The organism is Paraburkholderia rhizosphaerae (genome assembly GCF_004366595.1).
GTDB lineage: Bacteria > Pseudomonadota > Gammaproteobacteria > Burkholderiales > Burkholderiaceae > Paraburkholderia > Paraburkholderia rhizosphaerae.
Genome location: NZ_SORE01000017.1, coordinates 22,913 through 41,240, shown reverse-complemented (window position 1 = coordinate 41,240; position 18,328 = coordinate 22,913). Strand labels below are relative to the sequence as shown.

Genomic DNA, 18,328 nt, shown 5'->3' with positions numbered 1-18,328 from the left:
TTCCCGCCGGATTGGCGCAAGGCGCTACGGGCGGTCCCATGCCGAACGCCCGGGTCCTTGCGAAGCCTGGTTGCCGTCGGGTATCCCGCGGCGCCCGCGAGGAGACGATCGATGCTGCCCACGCCGACTACCCAACGGGTATTGTCCAAAGAGTTGCTCGATGTGCTGATCCGCGCCGGCCTTATCGCTGTGCTGGCCATATTCTGCTTTCGGGTCTTCGTTCCTTTTCTCGACCTGATGGCCTGGGCGGTCATTCTCGCCATCACGCTCTATCCGCTTCAGGTCAGACTCAGACGCACGTTCGGCAACAAGGATGGCGGGATTGCCACCTTGATCATACTGGTCGCGCTTGCGATTATTCTGTTGCCGACGTATCTGCTCGGTGTTGCGGTTGCCGATTCGATCCAGCATGCGATGATGATTGTGAAAAGCGGCAGCTTCCGCATTCCGCCACCGGACGAATCGGTGGCTAGCTGGCCGCTGATCGGCCAGCGCGTGTTCGACTTCTGGCAGCAGGCTGCGACCGATCTCACCGGTCTGGTGCATAAGTTCGCGCCGGAGTTCAAGAAAGCCGGCCTCGCGTTGCTCGGGATGGTCACCGGGCTGGGCGCTGGGCTGCTGGTGTTTTTTGTCGCGTTGATCGTCGCCGGCATTCTGATGGCTTATGGCGAGAAGGGCCATCAGAGTGCGGTTCAGATTGCATCGCGCATATCTGGACCGGAAAACGGCGAGCAGATCGCCGACCTTTGCACGGCCACCGTTCGTGCGGTCGCGCAAGGCGTGGTCGGCATCGCGTTTATCCAGATGCTGCTGATCGGCATCGGTTTCGTCGTGATGGGCATTCCCGGCGCGGGCCTGCTAGCGCTCGCCGTATTGCTGATCGGCATCATGCAGTTACCTGCAACGCTGATCACGGTTCCGGTGATTATCTTTGTGATCGTGACCGAGGGCGTCAGTGTGGCGACCATCGTTTTCTCGGTCTACGTGTTTGTCGCGGGGCTCGCTGACAACGTGCTCAAGCCGCTGCTGCTGGGCCGCGGCGTCGCGGTGCCGATGCCCGTCGTGCTGATCGGCGCGCTGGGCGGCATGGTTTCAGGCGGCGTGATCGGGCTGTTTATCGGCCCGGTGTTGCTCGCGGTCGGCTATAAGCTGTTCTGGCGTTGGGTCCGGGACCAGCCACAACCGCAACCGGTGCCAAAGGAAGAAGAACACATGTGACCCGGTCGGGGCCGAGCCGTGTCCGCGATCTTGCGTTCCTGTTGGCTAGCGCTCCTCAGTGCAGCGTGTCTGAGCGGGTGTGCCCGTGTAGGACCGGATTTTCAGCCGCAGCGCGAGAGCTGGAGCGAACACTGGACCAGCGAGTCGATCAGGCAGGTCACCGAGCAGAAGCTGGAACCCGACGCGCGGCAATGGTGGACCATTTTCCATGACCGGAATCTCGAAGCACTGATTGCGCAAGCCGATGCGAATAATGGCGATCTGAAAATTGCCGGCCTGCGCGTGATCGAGGCGCGCGCACAACTCGGCATCGCGGTCGCGGGTCGATATCCGCAAGTGCAGCAGGCCAATGCCGACGTGCTTTACTCGGCACGCAAACGCTCCGACGGCTTCAACCCGCGCTCGGGCGGTTACTGGCAGTATGCGGCCGGCTTCAGTATTGGTTGGGAGCTGGATTTCTGGGGGCGTTTCGCGCGCGCTATCGAGTCGGCCGATGCTTCGTTCTTTGCCTCGCAGGCGAACCGCGACGACGTGCTGGTGCTGATGCACGCGCAGGTCGCCGATACCTATTTCACGCTGCGCACCGCGCAAGCGCGGCTGCGGATTGCGCGTGAAAACGCGAGGCTGCAAAAGCGCAGCTATGAAATCACACAGAAGCTGTTCAAAAGCGGCGAGAGCGACGAACTGGACCTGCAGCAGGCCAAGACGCAGTATCTGGGCACGCTGAGCAGCGTGCCGGACCTCGAAAGCCAGATCGTGCTCGCGCGTCATGCGCTATGCGTGCTGATTGGCAGGCCACCTGGCCCGTTGCCGGAAATCGACTTGCAGCCGGACAAGGCGGGCGTGGTTCCGCTCGTCGGCCGCGCGGTATTGCAGGACGTGCCGGCCGATCTGCTGCTGCGCCGGCCGGATGTCCGCGCGGCCGAGTTGCAGATGGCCGCGCAGTCCGCGCAGATCGGCGTCGCGGAAGCGGACCTGTACCCGTCGGTGTCGTTGCTCGGCTCGCTGGTGTGGAGCGCCAGCTCGCTGACGGGGTCGCCGAACACGCTCGCCGTGATCGCCGGCCCGAGCGTCACGTGGAATCTATTCGACCACGGCAAGATCACCAACAACGTGCGCGTGCAGGATGCCCGTCTGCAGCAGTTGATCGTCGTTTATCAGAACACCGTACGCGAGGCGGCGCGCGAAGCCGACGATGCCGCCACCGCGATGATCGCCGCGTTGCAGCGCGATACGATCCTGTACGACGCGGAAGCGGCCGCGCGGCGTTCGCTGTCGCTCGCCAGTACGATCTATCGCGAAGGGTACTCGGACTTCCAGCGGGTGCTCGATGCGCAGCGCGCGCTGTTTGCGCAGCAGGACGCGTATATCGTCAACCGTGGCAATGCGGTGGGCAGTCTGATCGCGCTTTACAAGGCAGTCGGCGGCGGCTGGTATTCGGATCAGCCGCTGATCGATCCGGCGACTCGCAAGCAGATGCAGCAACGCACCGACTGGGGCGATCTGCTGGACGAGACGAACGCGCCGGCGGCCACTTCTCCTTCGTCCGGAACGACGTCCCGATGAGCGACACGCCCGAGCCCACCACCGCGAAGCAGCCGGATCAGCCCGCGCCTGCCGCCGATCCGTCGAAAAAGGCGGTGAGGTGGGTCATGGGCGTGATCGCGGTGAGTCTGATCTGGTATCTGCTCGCGGACCGCTTCACGCCTTATACGCAACAGGCGCGCATCGAAGCCAATGTCGTGCCGGTCGCGGCAGAGGTGTCGGGGCGCGTCACCCGCGTGCTCGCGCATAACAACGATCAGGTGAACGCGGGTGACGTGTTGTTCGAGGTCGACACCGAGCAATACCGCATTGCCGTCGATCGCGCGCGGGCCGATCTCGAGTCGACGCGCAGACAGATCGGCGCGAGCACGGCGGGCATCCAGTCGGCGCTCGCGTCGTTACAGGCAGCGATGGCCAATGAAGTGAAGGCGCGCCAGGACAGCGAGCGGCTCGAAAGGCTATACCGCGAGGATGAAGGCACGGTGTCACTGCGGCGCCTGGAAGTGGCGCGCGCGACGTACGACCAGGCGCGCAGCCAGGTGGACGCGGCCCGCGCGGAAGTGGAACGCGCGCGCGAACAGCAAGGCGGCAGCGAAGCCGGGAATGCGCAGTTGCGCAGCGCCGCCGCGGCATTGGAAAAGGCCGAACTCGATCTCGCGAATACGAAAATACGCGCGCGCTCAGCGGGCGTCATCACGGATCTGCGTACTGAAGTTGGCCAGTTTGCGGCGGCCGGCAACCCGGTGATGACGCTGATCGCGATTCGCGATGTATGGATCAGCGCCGATATGACCGAGAACAATCTGGGGCACCTGAAGCCGGGCACGCCGGTGGCCATTGCGCTGGACTCGCGGCCCGGCGAACTGTTCGACGGTCGCGTGCGCAGCATCGGATATGGCGTCAGTGTCGGGCAAAGCACGCCGCCCGGCAGCTTGCCGACCGTGCAGAACAGCCGCGACTGGCTGCGCCCGGCGCAACGCTTTCCGGTGATCGTCGAGTTCACGAAGGATGAGCGCTCGCGGTTGCGTGACATTCGTGTGGGCGGGCAAGCGGAGGTAATGGCGTTTCCGACGCAAGGCAACCCGCTCAATCCGCTCGGCCGGGTGTTGATCCGGGCGATGAGCTGGGTCTCGTATCTCTACTGATGCCACCTATGTCGCGCCAGCTCCTTCCGTCCGGTCAACGCGCACTGCGCATGGCCGCTGGCACCGCGCTGTGCGTCGCGATCAGTTTCGGGCTGGATTTGCCGATTCCGGTGATTGCACCCGTGTTCGCGGTCTTTCTGCTGGCGACGCAGAACCGGCCGCTCAACTTGAAGGCTGGGCTGGCGCTCGCGCTGATCGTTGGCGCGACGACCGGCAGCGGCTTGTTGATGGTGCCGTTGCTGCGGTATTACGCGGTGGCCGGCGTGCTGCTGGTCGGCCTGGGCCTTTTCCTCGCTTTTTACTACGGTCTGCGCGGCGGGAATAATCTCGTCGCCACGTTTCTGGCGGCAGGTCTGACGATGATCACGGCGGCCGGCACCAAGGATTTCCAGTTGGGCTTAACCGTCACGGGGGCACTGGTGAAGGGGCTGCTGCTTGCGGTACTGATGTCGGCGGTGAGTCACGCTTTGTTTCCCGAGCAACAGAGCGTGCGTCCACCAGGCGAGGCGAAAGCGATAACTGACGAAGCGGCACGGCGTATCGCGCTGCGCGCCGCATTGATCGTGATGCCTGCGTGGCTGCTTGCGATGAACGATCCGGCCAGTTACATGCCGATCATCATGAAATCGGTCAGTCTCGGCCGGCAGAGCTGCGTGATTTCAGCGCGCGGCGCCGCGCGCGAACTGCTCGGCTCGACCTTGCTCGGCGGACTGCTTGCGATCGTGTTCTGGTTTGCGCTGAAGCTCTTCGTCGATCTGTGGATGTTCTCACTGTGGATGCTGCTGTTCGGCTTGCTGATCGGCCGCAAGCTTTATCGGATCAGCCCGACGCGTTATTCGCCCGGATTCTGGCTGAACGGACTGGTCACGCTGATCATCCTGCTCGGCCAATCGGTGCAGGACAGTGTGGCCGGCAAGGATGTCTACACCGCGTTCGTGGTGCGGATGGCGCTGTTTATCGCGGTGACGGTCTACGCGTGCGGCGTGCTTCAGCTTTTCGAGTATTTCGGTGGTCGTCATGACCCGGTTCGCGGTTGAACGCGCGCCGCGAGCGACAGGAAATGCCTGACGTATTCCTGAGAGGTGCTTCGATGGAGCATCAGACAACAGAGAGAACCACGCGGTTGCGGCCTCGCGAGATCGTGCATGAATTCAGCACGACACTCTGGTACCTGCGCCCATTTCTCGCCGCGATACTGGTGCTATTCGTGTTGCTGACGATCGGCATGTATCACTTCGGAGGGCCGGTCGAAACGGTGAATCGAAGCCCAGGCGCCGATCGGACAAACGGTCTATTTTTGCGCGATCACCGCGCTGACGATCGGTTACGGCGACGTGGTGCCCACTACGGCATTCGGCCAGATCGATGCAGTGGTGCTCGGTTTGATCGGTGTGCTGTTTACCGGGCTGATCGTTGCCGCGGCCGTTCGCGGCGTGCAGGAAGCGGCGCGCCGCGCGAGCGCTCGCGATGCAATGGACGCACTTCGCAAATAAAGCGCGGCTTCAGCGGCGCGCATGCTGCGGCACCCGCTGCGCCGCAAGCAAACTGTGAATCTGCGCGACCACCGCCGCCCCTTCACCGACTGCCGATGCGACCCGTTTGGTGGACCCCGCGCGCACATCGCCGATCGCAAACACGCCTTCGACACTCGTTTGCAACGGCATCGTCGGGACGCCTGCTTCCGCGAGGTCGGTGCCGGTCAGCACGAACCCTTTGCTATCGAGCTGCACACCGCATGGCTTCAGCCAACGGGTATTCGGCTCCGCACCGATAAATACAAACAGGTGATGCGTGGTCATGCTGCCTTCAATGCCGCCGGCCCCGCGGTAGTGCACCCGTTCAAGACGCGCATCGCCCTCGAGCGCGGTCAATTCGATGCGCGTATGAACGGTTACGTTCGGCAGTGACGTCACGCGTTCGGTCAGGTAGTGCGACATGCTGTTCGACAGGCTCGCGCCGCGCAGCAGCACGTGAACGTGTTCGGCGTGCGAGGCGAGAAAGACGATCGCCTGTCCCGCCGAATTGCCGCCGCCGACCAGCAGCACCGGTTCCTTGCGGCATAGCCTCGCCTCGATCGGTGTGGCCCAGTAGTAGAGGCTGCTGCGCTCGAAGCGCTCGAGCCCGTCGACCGCGGGACGCCGGTATTCGGCGCCGCTCGCGATCACGACCGCCCGCGCGGTGATGCGGCGCCCATCCGCAAGCTCGATGACCGGCGGCTGTTTGTCGCAATACAGCGCGGTAACTTCGCACGGAATGCCGATATGCGCACCGAACTTCTGCGCCTGAACGAACGCGCGGCCCGCAAGCGCATGGCCGGTAATGCCGGTCGGAAAACCGAGGTAATTCTCGATGCGCGAGCTGGTGCCCGCCTGGCCACCCGGAGCGCGACAGTCGAGCGCCGCGACCGACAGGCCTTCGGATGCCGCATAGACGGCTGCGGCGAGTCCGGCCGGTCCCGCGCCGACGATCGCGACGTCGTACACATGGTTCGGATCGAAGTCGGGCACGAGCCCCAGACAGGACGCGAGTTGTCCTTCATCGGGATTGCGCAACACGGTGCCATCCGGACAGACGACCAGCGGCAAATCGTCAGGCTGCGGCATCAGGCGTTCGAGCAGTGCAATGGCCTCCGCATCCACGTTCGCATCGAGCGTCATGTTCGGAAATACGTTACGGCGCAAAAAATTCTGCAAGGCGAGCAGCCGCGCGTCGCTTGACGAACCGACCAGCACGACGCCGTGGCCGCGCTCGATCACCAGCACGCGCCGCAGAATCAGCGCGCGCATGATCTTCTCGCCGATGTCGGCCTCGCTGATCATCATGTTGCTGATCTCGTCGGCTCGCAGCAACACGGCTTCGACGTCTTCGATCACATGCGCGTCCACCACGGCGGGCTTGTTCGACAGCTGCGTGACATCGGAGGTGAAATCGCCGCGATGCGTATAGGTGTAAATAATCCGCTCGTGACCGAGACCGTCGCGGCCGACAATTCGCACCTTGCCGGAGAGCAGCAGAAACATGCCCGGACACGGGTTGCCCGCGCGATACAGCAGTTCGCCCGCCGCGAAGCGGCGCAGGCTGCCGAAGCGGCTCACTCGCTCGACTTCCGCGTCGGTGAGCACCGGAAACATCTGCGCGTGACGCGGATGATCGCGCACGCTCGGGTCCTCGACGATCGGGGTGTCGTCGAAACCGCTCGTGTCGTCGGTTGACTGCCGGGCGGGCGTCGCGTTGTCCGGGTCTGACTCTCGCTCGTTGCTCATCGCGGATAGTCCTCCAGCGGCGCAGCAACGCCGCGCTTGAAATCGTTCGGCCAACAATCCAATGGAGAGGGTAGTCGAGTTGCCGCAACGCGGCCAGGCATTCTTGCGGCGCCCCTACGCGCGGGGCGCGAGGCGTCCCGGCGCCACGGGCCGTTTGGCTGCCGCTATCGGTTATATCGAACGATTAAATCGCATGCGATTGACTTTTTCAGGTTGATCGACCATTATTCGGTCCATGCGATTAGATCGCATGCGATTTAAATGGCGGCATACCTGTCTACCCACCGAACCAAGGAGTTCACAATGACCCGAATCGACACTGTCCTGACCACTGGCAAGACGCACACGACCGTCAACCACGACGCCCATTCGCGCGGACGCGAAGAGCGTCTCGACATCAAGCTGTCGGCGCCGCGCAATCGCGCACTGCCGGAATACGCATTCCCGGCCATTCAAGCGCATCCGACCGCGGAGCAAATGTTCGCGGGCGCATGGTCGGCGTGTCTGATTTCCGCGATCGGGCTCGCGGCGAAAGAACAGAAGGTCGAACTGCCGCACGACCTCGCGCTGGATATCGCGGTCGATCTCGGCAAGAGCGGTGATGCGTATCTGCTCGCCGCGCGCATCGAAGTGAGCATGCCGGGCATTGCACGCGATGTAGCGCAGGCCATCGTGCATGCGGCCGATCAGATCTGCCCGTATTCGAAGGCGACGCGTGGCAACATCGATGTAGCGATTAATGTGATCTGACGCAGCGATTCTTGCAGGTCGGCGCACGGGGGCGCGTGCTCGTGATGCACGCGCCCCCGCGAGCCGGATGCGCGTAACCCGCGTGACGCGCGTGACTGCGTTTACGCCGGAATAATCCGCTCGGCCTTCAGGCGGTCGAACAGTTCGAAGAACGCATCCGGCGTGCTCTGGTAGTCGAGAAAGCCGGCTTTGCGGCTCTTCGTCATATCGGTCAGCACTTCCATTGGGCGACCAAGGTCCGCATCCGTGTGCCACCACGATACCAGCCGGTCGATGGCGGGCTCTTTCAACTGATGGCGCGCGGCGATCTCCGCCCATTGCTTGCCCGCATGCTGCATGCGTGTTTCGAGCGGCCGCGTTTGTCCGTCGAATGGCGCCGCGTCGATACCGAAGTAGTTCGCGATACGAGACCACATCCATTTCCAGCGGAACACGTCGCCATTTACGACGTTGAAATCTTCATTGCGCGCGTTCGGCGAGGTGGCCGCCCATTCCAGATGGCGTGCGAGCAGTCGCGCATCGGTCATATCGGTAAGGCAGTTCCATTGCGCGGGAGAGCCGGGGAACACGAACGGCTGCTGCGTCTCCTTGCACAACGTCGCATAAGCGGCGAGCGTCACGCCCATGTTCATCGCGTTGCCTAACGCGAAGCCGATAATCGTATGCGGACGATGCACGCTCCAGCCGAAGCCGTATTTGCGGGCCGCGTCGAACACACGATCTTCCTGCTCATAGTAGAAGTTATCGACGGGCTGCCTGCCTTGCTCTTCACGAAACGGCGTCAGCGGCACATTGCCTTGCGCGTACGCTTCGAACGGGCCGAGGTAGTGCTTGAGCCCGGTGACGAGCGCCGCGTGTTGCAGTTTGCCGGTCGGCCCGACGGCGTCCAGCACGTGTTGCACCATGGCGCCGTTGACGCGGATGTTCTCGCGTTCGTTCGCCTGCCGCGACCACGCGGTAAAAAACACGTGACTGAAGTCGCGGCCGCTCAATGCGTGGGCCACCGATTCCGGCGAAGTCAGATCGGCCGCGACCGATTCGACGCCGGCGTGAAGCGCGGTGCGCCCGCGAGAAAGCCCGGTCACGCGCCAGTCGCCTCGCGTGAGCAGATGTTGCGCGAGATTGCCGCCGACAATACCCGTCGCACCGATGATGAGTGCCTTTTTTTCCATGGTCAGTGAGATCAAAAAAATGCCTGTTACGCGGGGGAAAGTGCGCTATTCGCGTTCGAATATCCGGCAGTCCGGCTGGATGCCTTCGAGTGCGAATTGCAGCAAACGGTGGACCGCGTCGTAAGAGAGCGGTCGCGGATTGTAGTAGGGCGCCTGCATCGCGGCGCTCGCGGCGGTGTCGAGGTCCGCTGCGCGCAAACCGAGCGCGCTCAGCGAAGGCGGCGCGCCGAGCGCGCGTCCGAGCGCGTGCAACGCGGCGGCCGGATCTTGCGCATCGAGTGCTCGCGCGAGGCGCTGCTGCGCGTCGGGTGCGACCGGCAGATTGAACGCCATCGAGTACGGCAGCATCACCGCATGAGTTTCCGCATGCGGCAGATTGAATTTTCCGCCAAGCGTATGACAGAGCTTGTGATGCAGCGCCATGCCGACATTGCCGAGCACCGTTCCGCACAGCCATGCGCCATATTGCGCGAGTTCGCGCGCTTCGATGTCGTCGGGCCGCGCGACGATTTTCGGCAACGCGCGCGCGAGGCTGCGTATCCCTTCTTCGGCAAACAGCGACATCACCGGGTTCGCATCCTGTGCGTACAGCCCTTCGGCGGCATGCGCAATCGCATTCAGGCCGCTGGTTGCCGAGAGCGCTGCCGGTAGCGTGAGCGTCAGCGACGCATCGTAAATCACGGTGCGCGGCAGCACGCGATAGCTCTTGCCGGTTTTCTTCTCGGTGGCGGAGGTCAAGCCGTAGATCGGCGTGACTTCAGATCCGGCATAAGTCGTAGGAATCGCGAGGATCGGCAACGAGGTTTCGAGCGCGATCGCTTTCGCGAGACCGAGCGTGGAGCCGCCGCCCGCTGCGACGAGTCCGTCCGCGCCCGCGGCGTGTGCGGCGCCCACGGCGGCCTGGGCGGTTTCGACCGGCACGTGCATCACTGCCTGATCGAAGATATCGACGCAGCGCTCGCCCGCAAGCTTACGCACGCGGTCAGCGAGAAAGCGCTGCTCCGGCGTGCATAGAACGAGCGCGCGGCGGATGCACAGTTCATCGAGTTCGGCCGCAAGCTGGTCGAGCGAACCTGTGCCGAACACGATTCGGCCGGGCCGGCTGGTGTAAGTGAATGAGATCATGTCGAGCGGTTCAGGACGAAGTCGAACTCGAGCGTGCTGTATGGTGTGGCCATCGCGGTGCCGTCAGGCGCGGTGCCGGCCGGATGCCGGTGCCATTGCGCGATCAGCGACGAACGCACGCCGAACACCGCATCGGAGTCGAGGTAGCGGTCGCCTTCGCGGAACACATGCGTGACGAGCCGCTCGTAACCGGGCGCGGTGATCATGAAATGCAGATGCGCGGGCCGCCATGGATGCCGCCCGAGCGCATCAAGCATGCGTCCGACCGGGCCGTCATGTGGAATCGGATACGGTTCGGCGACGATCGAGCGGAAGTGATAACGGCCGTCCGGCAAGCTGTGCAACACGCCGCGCGCGCGGTGCGTGCCGGTGTCGTTGTATTGGACGTCGTAGAGGCCCTTGGCGTCTGCTTGCCATACCTCGATGCGCGCGCCGCTTACCGCCTCGCCGTTGGGCCCGCGCACGGCGCCCGACACGAAACAGGGCTCGCCGGGCGCACCGTTCGCGACATCGTCGCCATTGTTATAGGGCGGCGCGTTGTCGACAAAGAACGGGCCGAATACGGTCGCTTCGGTGCAGCCTGCAGGCTTGCGATGCGCGAGCGCGGTGACCAGCATCGACAGGCCGAGCGTGTCCGATAGCAGAATGAACTCCTGGCGATGCTCGTCAGTGATATGGCCGACTTCGGTCAGAAAGCGGATACCCGCTTCCCACTCGCTCTCGGTCAGGTTCACTTCGCGCGCGAACGCATGCAGGTGTTTTACCAGACTCGTCACGATGTGTTTGAGCCGTTCGTCGGTGGCTTGCGCATGACGAGCCAGAACGGCTTCAGTGATCGTGTTCTCGTCGAGATTTCGCATGGTCGAATCCGATGTACGGTTAGCGGTTGTCGACGCGCTTCAGAAACGGTCGGATATCGACCGTGCGCCAGATTCCCACCTTGTTGAAAGGGTCGTTGCTGTTAAAGCGCGTCACGTCGCCAATGTCGTCGGCTTCATACAGAAAGAAGCTTCCGATCATAGTCTTTTCGTCGCCGGCGAGCAGTGGACCCGACATCACCATTTTGACCGGCGCGGTCGCGAGATAGGCCTTGTGCGCTTCGTAGTGCGCTAGCCGGCGCTCGACCATGTTGTCGTGATCGAGGCAGTAGACGGTGTAGTGCATGGTGGCTCCAGAAAGGAATCAGAGAGTTTGGTGGGCCCAGGGGGCAATTAGCGGGCAATACCCGCGTGCGCTTCGACCGCGCGGACGATCGAGAAGAAGTCCAGTTCCGCGCCATCGCCTTGCGCGTACTGCGCGAACTGCTCGCGCACGAGCGCCGCGGCCGCCATCGGTACACCGGCCTCGTTGCCGGCATCGACGACGAGCGACATGTCTTTCAGCATCTGCTTTGCCGAAAACGCTGCGGAGAAGTCGCGTTCCTTCAGCGGCCCCAGCTTGTATTTGACGAGCGGCGATGCGGCCACGCTATCGCCGATGACCGTCAGCATGTCGGTCCAGTCTACGCCGCCCTTCGTGCCGAGTGTGAGTGCTTCGGCGAGCAGCACCGCGGTCGAGCCGACCAGATGATTGATCGCGAGTTTCAGATAGCGCGCCTGCTGGTCAGCGCCAACGTAGTACTGGCGTGCCGAAATGGCCTGGAAGACCGGCAACGTATGCGCATACGCCTGCTCGGGACCGGATGCGAAAACGGTCAGCTGCGCTTTCTCCGCGAGCACCGTGCTGCCCGACACCGGCGCGCAGATGTAGCTGACTCCACGGCCGCGCGCGGCATCGCGGACTTCGCCGGACACGGCCGGCGAAACGGTGCTCATGTCGATATAAACCGCGCCGCCGTTTGCGTTTGCGATGACGCCATCCTTGCCGAGTGCGACCTTTCGTAGCACCGCGTCATCGGGAATGATCGAGAACACGCGTTGCGCGGCGCGCGCGACGCCTGGAATGTCGGCGGCGCGATGTGCGCCGAGTTGCACGGCTTCGTCCACGCGCTGTTGATCGACGTCGTAGACGGTTACATCGAATCCGGCATTGAGCAGATTGCGCACGATCGGCGTGCCCATTTTGCCGAGGCCAAGCCAGCCGATGCGTGCGTTGTCCTGCTGTTGATGTTGCGCCATGTCGTCACCGTGTCTGAGGATTGATGAGAATCTTCATCTTGTCGCTGCCTTTGTCGCTCAACACATCGAAGCCTTTTTCAACGACGTCGTCCGCATCGATCAGATCGTGGATCAGTTTTTCCACCGGGAATTTGCCGTTCGCGATCATGCCGATGATGCGCGGCCAGATCGTCACCGGATAGCACCACGTCCCTTCGATGCGGATGTCCTTGAGTGACCATTTCATCGGGTCGACGCTCGCCTTGCCGACATGCAGGCCTGCCTGCACGACCGCGCCGGCCGAGCGCACCGCATCGACGCAGGCATTGAGCGCATGCTGGTTACCCGCGCATTCGATCGCGACATCGACGCCGACGCCGTCGGTCAGGTCGCGAATCTTTTGCGGCAGTTCACCGTCCGACGGATCGAATATCTCGGTCGTCACGCCGAAACTGGCCATCTTCGCAGCGCGTGCCGCATTCGGTTCGCTAACGAATATCTTCGTCGCGCCCGCCGCATGGCACGCGAGCGCGGCCAGCACGCCGATCGGTCCCGCGCCGGTAATCAGCACAGTCGAGCCGACGGTCACGTCGCCGCGGTCCACCGCGTACAGCGCGACGGCCGCCGGTTCGATCAGCGCGCCCTGTTTGTCGTTCACGTTATCGGGCAGGCGATTCGCGTGATAGTCGTTGAGCACGGTGTATTCGGCCATGCCGCCGCCATCCCAGCTCAAGCCGACGCAACCCATCTTCGTACACAGATGGCGCATGCCGCGCACGCAGTAGTAGCACTGGCCGCATGACGCGAGCGGCATCACCGAGATCCGGTCGCCGCGCTGGACGTTTTTCACGTCCTTGCCGACTTCGACCACTTCGGCGCTGAATTCGTGGCCCAGCACCTGCGGCGCTTTTGCGCCGGTCAACGCGTGCGGCTCGGTCGGCACGACAATCGGGCCTGCCTGGTATTCATGCAGATCGGTGCCGCAGATGCCGCACCATAGCGGCTTCACAATCATCTGATTCGCGCCCATGCCGGTCGGGTCCGGCACGTTTTCGACGCGGATATCATGGGCACAATGGAAACGTACAGCTCTCATGTCTCGACTCCTATGATGAACGGGCCATTTCAGATGGCCTTATGCAACTGGAAAATGTCAGCGGCGCTGGCGGCTCACGTAGCACGCGGATGCGGCGATGATGATGGCGCCCTTCACGATGATCTGTGCCTGCACCGGCATGCCGAGCAGCAGCACGATGTTGAACACGATGACAAGGATCGCGGCGCCCGCCAGCGCGCCAGGCAACGAGCCGCGGCCGCCGGAGAGTGCGAGTCCGCCCATCACCGCGGCGACGATCGAGTCGAGCTCGAAGCCGCGCCCCACCCAGTTATCGACGATGCCGACGTAGCCGGATAACGTGAGGCCGGCGAGCCCGGCAAGCAGCGCACTGATCACATAGCAGGCGATACGCACGGTATCCGGGCTGACGCCGACCAGCTTCGCGGCGATCGGGTTGCCCCCGACCATGTACACGCGGCGCCCGAATGTCGACAGATGCAGCAGCGTGCCGAATAGCGCAGCGCATACCGCCAGCATCAGCACGTTGACCGGGATACCGGCAATCGAGCCCGTGCCCATCACGTGAAAGAGCGGCGGCACGTTGCCTGACGGTGCGCCCTGGGTGTACGCAAAGCGCAAGCCGTCAAGCACGACGGCTGTCGCGAACGTCGCGAGGAACGGCGATACCTGGCGCTTCGTCACGAGCAGGCCGTTGAGCAGCCCAGCGCCCACAGATAGAACGAACGTGATGCCGAAAATGGCGGGCGCGGAGTGGTTGGTGCTGTCGAATGCTGTCGCGATGACGGCAGCCGTCGCCATTACGGACGCAACGGAGAGGTCGAGTCCGCCGACCAGAATGACGAACGTCTGCCCGATAACCACGATGCCGAGCGGAGCGAACTGCACGAGCATATTGAGCACGTTGTCGATGCGCAGGAAGGTCGGCGACCATGCGCCCGACAACGCGATAAGCAGCACCAGAAACAGATAGATACCGTAGCGTTGCACGAGCGCCAGCGGAAGGGCGCGCGCGGGCGCGGTATCACGACGCGGAGCCACCGGGTTCATGCGATCCTCCGTTTCTGCTGAACGTTCACGCATACAGCGGCGATGATCGCGATGCCTTGCACGATCAACTGGTATTGCGAAGGCACGCCGGCAAAGTTGATCAGGTTGTTCAGCATGCTGAGCAGATACACGCCGAGTAGCGTGCCGATCACGCCACCGCGTCCGCCGCTCAGAATCGTGCCGCCAACCACCACGGGGGTGATGGACGCGAGCGTGTAGTTCGCGCCGAGATATGGCTGGCCGGAGCCGAACTGGGCCGCGAGGTAGACGCCCGTCAAACCCGCGCAGAACGCTGAGAATGTGTAGACGAACAGAATCACGCGCTTGCGGGGAATGCCCGCTAGCGTCGCTGCGTTGTCGTCATCGCCGACGAGGTACACGTAGCGTCCGAGCCGCGTGTTGCGCATGAAGTACGACATGGCGACGTACAGCAGCAGTACGATGGTGGCGGTCACGGGCAGGTTTGCGTATCGGCCGTAGGCCAATGCGTCGAAGCCGTCCGGCACGGCGCCGGCCGGGCCGTTCGCGTAGTACAGGATGCCGCCTTGCAGCACCGCACCCATGCCGAGCGTGACGATCAGCGGATGCACGCGAAGCCAAAGCACGAGCAGGCCGTTCAGCAGGCCAACGACAATCGACAAACCAAGCGCGGCGGCAATCGCTATTTGCCATGCGCCTTGCGTGCTGTCCGACAGGCCGGATGTGAGCGTCGCGGTTACGCTGATCAGCGAGCCGACGGACAGATCGATGCCGCCGGTGAGCACGGCAAGCGTCTGGCCGAGCGCGACGAGCGCGAGCCCGGTCGACTGCTGATGGATATTGAGCAGATTCGAAAGCGTCGAAAAGCGGTCGCTGACGCTTGCGCCCGCAACCAGCAACACGACGATCAGACCCGCGACGATATAGCCGGCGCCGTTCGGTGCGACGTGGCGCCGGAAAAACGCGGGCGGGTTGTCAGTGAGCAGACGCATGAGCCCCTCCGGTGGGTGTGGACCGCGAGCCCGTCGCGAGCGCCATGATCTGCTGTTCGGTCATCCGCTCGCCGCTGAGCTCGCCGGCGATACGCCCTTCGCGCATCACCAGTACGCGGTCGGACATGCCGATCACTTCCTGCAGCTCGGAACTGATCATCAGGATGCCGAGGCCGCGCTCCGTCAGTTGCCGCATCAGCCGGTAGATTTCCGCCTTCGCGCCGATATCGACGCCGCGCGTCGGTTCGTCGAGAATCAGCACGCTGGTGCATACGCGAACCCAGCGGCTGATCAGCACTTTCTGCTGGTTGCCTCCCGATAGCGTCGCGACGCTGCCGGTCGGCCGGGCGCCGGCAACGCTGTATTCACGAATTGCGTGCGCGCCCGCGGCGCGTTCATGGTTCGCGCGCAGCAGCCCGAAACGCGACACGCGCCGCAACGTCGCTGCGGTGACGTTTTGCGCGACATTCAGGTACATCAGCAGGCCTTCTGACTTGCGGTCTTCGGTGACGAAGCCGAGGCCGAGCCGGATTGCCGTGGCAGGCGTCATGCGTGTGTGGTGCGTGCCGCGTACCTCGATGCTGCCGCGTGCGGGCAGCGCGCCGAAGATGCCCGATGCGAGCTCGGTGCGCCCGGAGCCGACCATGCCGGCGAGACCGACGATTTCGCCGGCGCGCACCGACAGCGACGCATCGACGACGCGGCTGCCGACATGCAGGCCTGCGACTTTCATCAGTACCGTACCGTTGCTATCCTGATGAGCCTTCGGCGGGTAGATGTCTTTCATTTCGCGGCCGACCATCATCCGGACGAGCGCGTCGTGCGACGTGTCCGCCACCGGCTGCGTGCCGATCTTGCAGCCGTCTTTCATCACGGTCACGCGGTCGCAAAGCTCGAAAATTTCATCGAGGCGGTGCGAGATGTAGATGATCGCGACACCGCGTTCGCGCAGCACGCGTAAGCGCTGAAACAGCAGCTGCACTTCCTTGCCGGCGATAACGGCCGTCGGCTCGTCGAGAATCAGCACGCGAATTTCGCTTGCCATCGCCTTCGCGATCTCGACCATCTGCTGGTTGGCCACGGACAGCGCACCGACGCGCTCACGCGGATCGAGTTGCACGCCGAGTTCGCGAAGCAATGCCGCGGCGCGTTCGTTCATCGCGCGATGATCGATGGAACCCAGCCGCGTACGCGGTTCGATTCCCGCGAGGATGTTCTGCGCGACGCTCGACTGCGGGAACAACACGAGTTCCTGATAGATGATGTGAATGCCGCGCGCTTTCGCGTCCGCAGGCGATTTCCACTGCACAGGTTGCCCATCGAAGCGTAGTTCGCCGTCGTCCGGCGTGTAAGCGCCCGCGAGCACTTTCATCAGCGTCGATTTGCCTGCGCCGTTTTCACCGACCAGCGCATGAATCTCGCCGCCGCGCACGCCGAAGCTCACCGCGTCGAGACTCTTGACGCCGGGGAACTGCTTGGTGATGCCGACCGCTTCGATCACATCGGGCTGCGATGAGGCACCGCGATGCTCACCCGCGGCGCTGGGTGCGCGTTCGTTCATTTCTCACCCGGCAGCTTGACCTTGAATGTCGACGGGTTGTAGCCCGGCCCCATGCCGCTATCGATAATCTCGTCGGGCGGCCCTTTCGCATCGACGACCTGGTCGATGTACTGATCCGGATGCGGGACCGACGCTGTTTCATCGCCGCGCGTCAGCGCGATCTGAGGGCTGATTTCGTAGATTTTCGGCAGCGACTGCCCTTGCAGCACCTTGAGCGCGACATCGAGCGACGTGCTGCCCATCGATGGAGGATAGCCGATTTCGAGCATCGGGATCTTGTACTTCAGCGCAAGTTGCAGCGGCCCGTTGAGGTCGGCGGTCGTATGCGGCGGAATTTCACCGGGCTTGAAACCGGCTGCGACGAACGCGTCGATCGAACCCGCGACCGGCAGGCCATGCGCGCACCACACCGCGTTGATGCTGTGTCCGTATTTCGCGATCATCGCCTGCATCTGCTGCTTGGCTTTAACGGGACTCCAGTCCGAATACACGGTGTCGAGCACCTTGATGCCCGGGTACTGCGAGAACACCTGATGCGCGGCCGCTTCGCGGTCCGCGCTGACGCTCGAACCCGCCTGGCCCGCGAGCATGATCACATTGCCCTTGCCGTGCAGCTTCTCGACAATCCATTGCGCCCACAACCGGCCCATCATCGCGTCGGAGCCGGTGACGAACGAAACAAAGTTATCCGACGAAATTCGACGGTCGACCATCACGACCGGAATGCCCTGTTTCATCGCGCGCGTGACGACCGGGTCGAGCGCCTTCTGCGTATTCGCGCTCACGATCAGCAGGTCGACACCGCGCGAGATCAGATCCTGGATATCCGCGGCCTGCTTCGCATCGTCCATGTTGCCGTTCGTGATCAGCAACTGCTTGATGAGGTCGGGGTGCTCCGAGGCTTCCTTCATCAACGATTGCTGCATCACAACACGCCAGCTGTCGCCGAGCCCCGCGTTTGAAAAGCCGATCACATACGGGGGCTTTTTCTTGAACTTTGCGGTATCGGAGAACGGGATCTGCACGGCCGGATTGAACAGGAACGTACGCGGCGCGCCGGTGTAGTCCGCGTGCGCGGACAAAGGAGCGGCGAGCATGAAAGCCGCGGCGGCGAGCACGCTCGCACGTTGAAAGCGGGTCGAACGACGCATGATTGTCTCCGTAAATGTTCTGGTTTTTGCCGGGGAATTCGCACTTTTCGACCATCGCGCATGCGCTGACGCGATCTATAATCTGGCGCTACCGTGCTGGACTCGATGTGCATCCCGACGGCGCCAATGTGGCATGGTTGACGGGGTGCATCTAGCAATTGCTATTACTAGTAATGGCAGTAACAGGGATAGCGAGGAGACGACAG

General features: G+C 63.2%; 16 protein-coding genes and 1 pseudogene. 6 read left to right on the top strand and 11 right to left on the bottom strand.

The window, feature by feature from the left end:
* Positions 1-111: 111 nt before the first annotated feature.
* The 5 genes and pseudogenes from BX592_RS21345 to BX592_RS35235 all read left to right on the top strand — a co-directional run bounded on the left by BX592_RS21345 (position 112) and on the right by BX592_RS35235 (position 5,401).
* Complete coding sequence (locus BX592_RS21345) at positions 112-1,218, top strand: AI-2E family transporter (protein WP_134194225.1); 1,107 nt, start codon at positions 112-114, stop codon at positions 1,216-1,218.
* A gap of 18 nt (positions 1,219-1,236) precedes the next feature.
* A complete protein-coding gene (locus BX592_RS21340) occupies positions 1,237-2,784 on the top strand; it encodes a TolC family protein (RefSeq protein WP_377681525.1) in 1,548 nt (515 codons plus the stop codon).
* Positions 2,781-3,908, top strand: coding sequence for an HlyD family secretion protein (locus BX592_RS21335; protein WP_134194223.1), 1,128 nt, complete (start codon positions 2,781-2,783; stop codon positions 3,906-3,908). Before BX592_RS21340 ends, BX592_RS21335 begins: the two co-directional genes overlap by 4 nt.
* 8 nt (positions 3,909-3,916) lie before the next feature.
* Positions 3,917-4,945 (top strand): DUF2955 domain-containing protein, encoded by a 1,029-nt coding sequence (locus BX592_RS21330; protein WP_377681526.1) that lies wholly within the window; start codon positions 3,917-3,919, stop codon positions 4,943-4,945.
* Between the two features lie 53 nt (positions 4,946-4,998).
* Positions 4,999-5,401, top strand: a pseudogene (locus tag BX592_RS35235) (potassium channel family protein).
* A 9-nt stretch (positions 5,402-5,410) separates the two neighbouring features.
* Here BX592_RS35235 and BX592_RS21320 read toward each other — a convergent pair.
* Positions 5,411-7,171 (bottom strand): FAD-dependent oxidoreductase, encoded by a 1,761-nt coding sequence (locus tag BX592_RS21320; protein ID WP_134194219.1) that lies wholly within the window; start codon positions 7,169-7,171, stop codon positions 5,411-5,413.
* Between the two features lie 303 nt (positions 7,172-7,474).
* Between BX592_RS21320 and BX592_RS21315 the strand changes: the two genes are divergently transcribed.
* A complete protein-coding gene (locus BX592_RS21315) occupies positions 7,475-7,921 on the top strand; it encodes an Ohr family peroxiredoxin (protein ID WP_134194217.1) in 447 nt (148 codons plus the stop codon).
* Positions 7,922-8,022: 101 nt separating this feature from the next.
* Here BX592_RS21315 and BX592_RS21310 read toward each other — a convergent pair whose 3' ends face one another.
* The 10 genes from BX592_RS21310 to BX592_RS21265 are packed head-to-tail and all read right to left on the bottom strand — an operon-like array spanning position 8,023 to position 18,122.
* On the bottom strand, positions 8,023-9,093 hold the full coding sequence (locus BX592_RS21310) for an SDR family oxidoreductase (RefSeq protein WP_134194215.1): 1,071 nt from the start codon (positions 9,091-9,093) through the stop codon (positions 8,023-8,025).
* A 45-nt stretch (positions 9,094-9,138) separates the two neighbouring features.
* On the bottom strand, positions 9,139-10,218 hold the full coding sequence (locus tag BX592_RS21305; RefSeq protein WP_134194213.1) for a maleylacetate reductase: 1,080 nt from the start codon (positions 10,216-10,218) through the stop codon (positions 9,139-9,141).
* Positions 10,215-11,078: an intradiol ring-cleavage dioxygenase gene (locus BX592_RS21300; RefSeq protein ID WP_134194211.1), complete on the bottom strand. Its 864-nt coding sequence runs from the start codon at positions 11,076-11,078 to the stop codon at positions 10,215-10,217. Before BX592_RS21300 ends, BX592_RS21305 begins: the two co-directional genes overlap by 4 nt.
* A gap of 19 nt (positions 11,079-11,097) precedes the next feature.
* Positions 11,098-11,382, bottom strand: a complete 285-nt coding sequence (locus BX592_RS21295; RefSeq protein ID WP_134194209.1) for a YciI family protein — start codon at positions 11,380-11,382, stop codon at positions 11,098-11,100.
* A gap of 47 nt (positions 11,383-11,429) precedes the next feature.
* The gene (locus tag BX592_RS21290; protein ID WP_134194207.1) at positions 11,430-12,335 is read right to left on the bottom strand and encodes an NAD(P)-dependent oxidoreductase; all 906 of its coding nucleotides are present in this window, start codon (positions 12,333-12,335) and stop codon (positions 11,430-11,432) included.
* A gap of 4 nt (positions 12,336-12,339) precedes the next feature.
* Positions 12,340-13,410, bottom strand: a complete 1,071-nt coding sequence (locus tag BX592_RS21285) for a 2,3-butanediol dehydrogenase (RefSeq protein ID WP_134194205.1) — start codon at positions 13,408-13,410, stop codon at positions 12,340-12,342.
* A 57-nt stretch (positions 13,411-13,467) separates the two neighbouring features.
* The gene (locus tag BX592_RS21280; RefSeq protein WP_134194203.1) at positions 13,468-14,439 is read right to left on the bottom strand and encodes an ABC transporter permease; all 972 of its coding nucleotides are present in this window, start codon (positions 14,437-14,439) and stop codon (positions 13,468-13,470) included.
* Complete coding sequence (locus BX592_RS21275; RefSeq protein ID WP_134194201.1) at positions 14,436-15,410, bottom strand: ABC transporter permease; 975 nt, start codon at positions 15,408-15,410, stop codon at positions 14,436-14,438. The genes BX592_RS21280 and BX592_RS21275 overlap by 4 nt, the downstream gene beginning before the upstream one ends.
* Complete coding sequence (locus tag BX592_RS21270; protein WP_134194199.1) at positions 15,394-16,971, bottom strand: sugar ABC transporter ATP-binding protein; 1,578 nt, start codon at positions 16,969-16,971, stop codon at positions 15,394-15,396. The genes BX592_RS21275 and BX592_RS21270 overlap by 17 nt, the downstream gene beginning before the upstream one ends.
* Positions 16,968-18,122 (bottom strand): ABC transporter substrate-binding protein, encoded by a 1,155-nt coding sequence (locus BX592_RS21265; protein ID WP_134194197.1) that lies wholly within the window; start codon positions 18,120-18,122, stop codon positions 16,968-16,970. Before BX592_RS21265 ends, BX592_RS21270 begins: the two co-directional genes overlap by 4 nt.
* Positions 18,123-18,328: the final 206 nt, after the last annotated feature.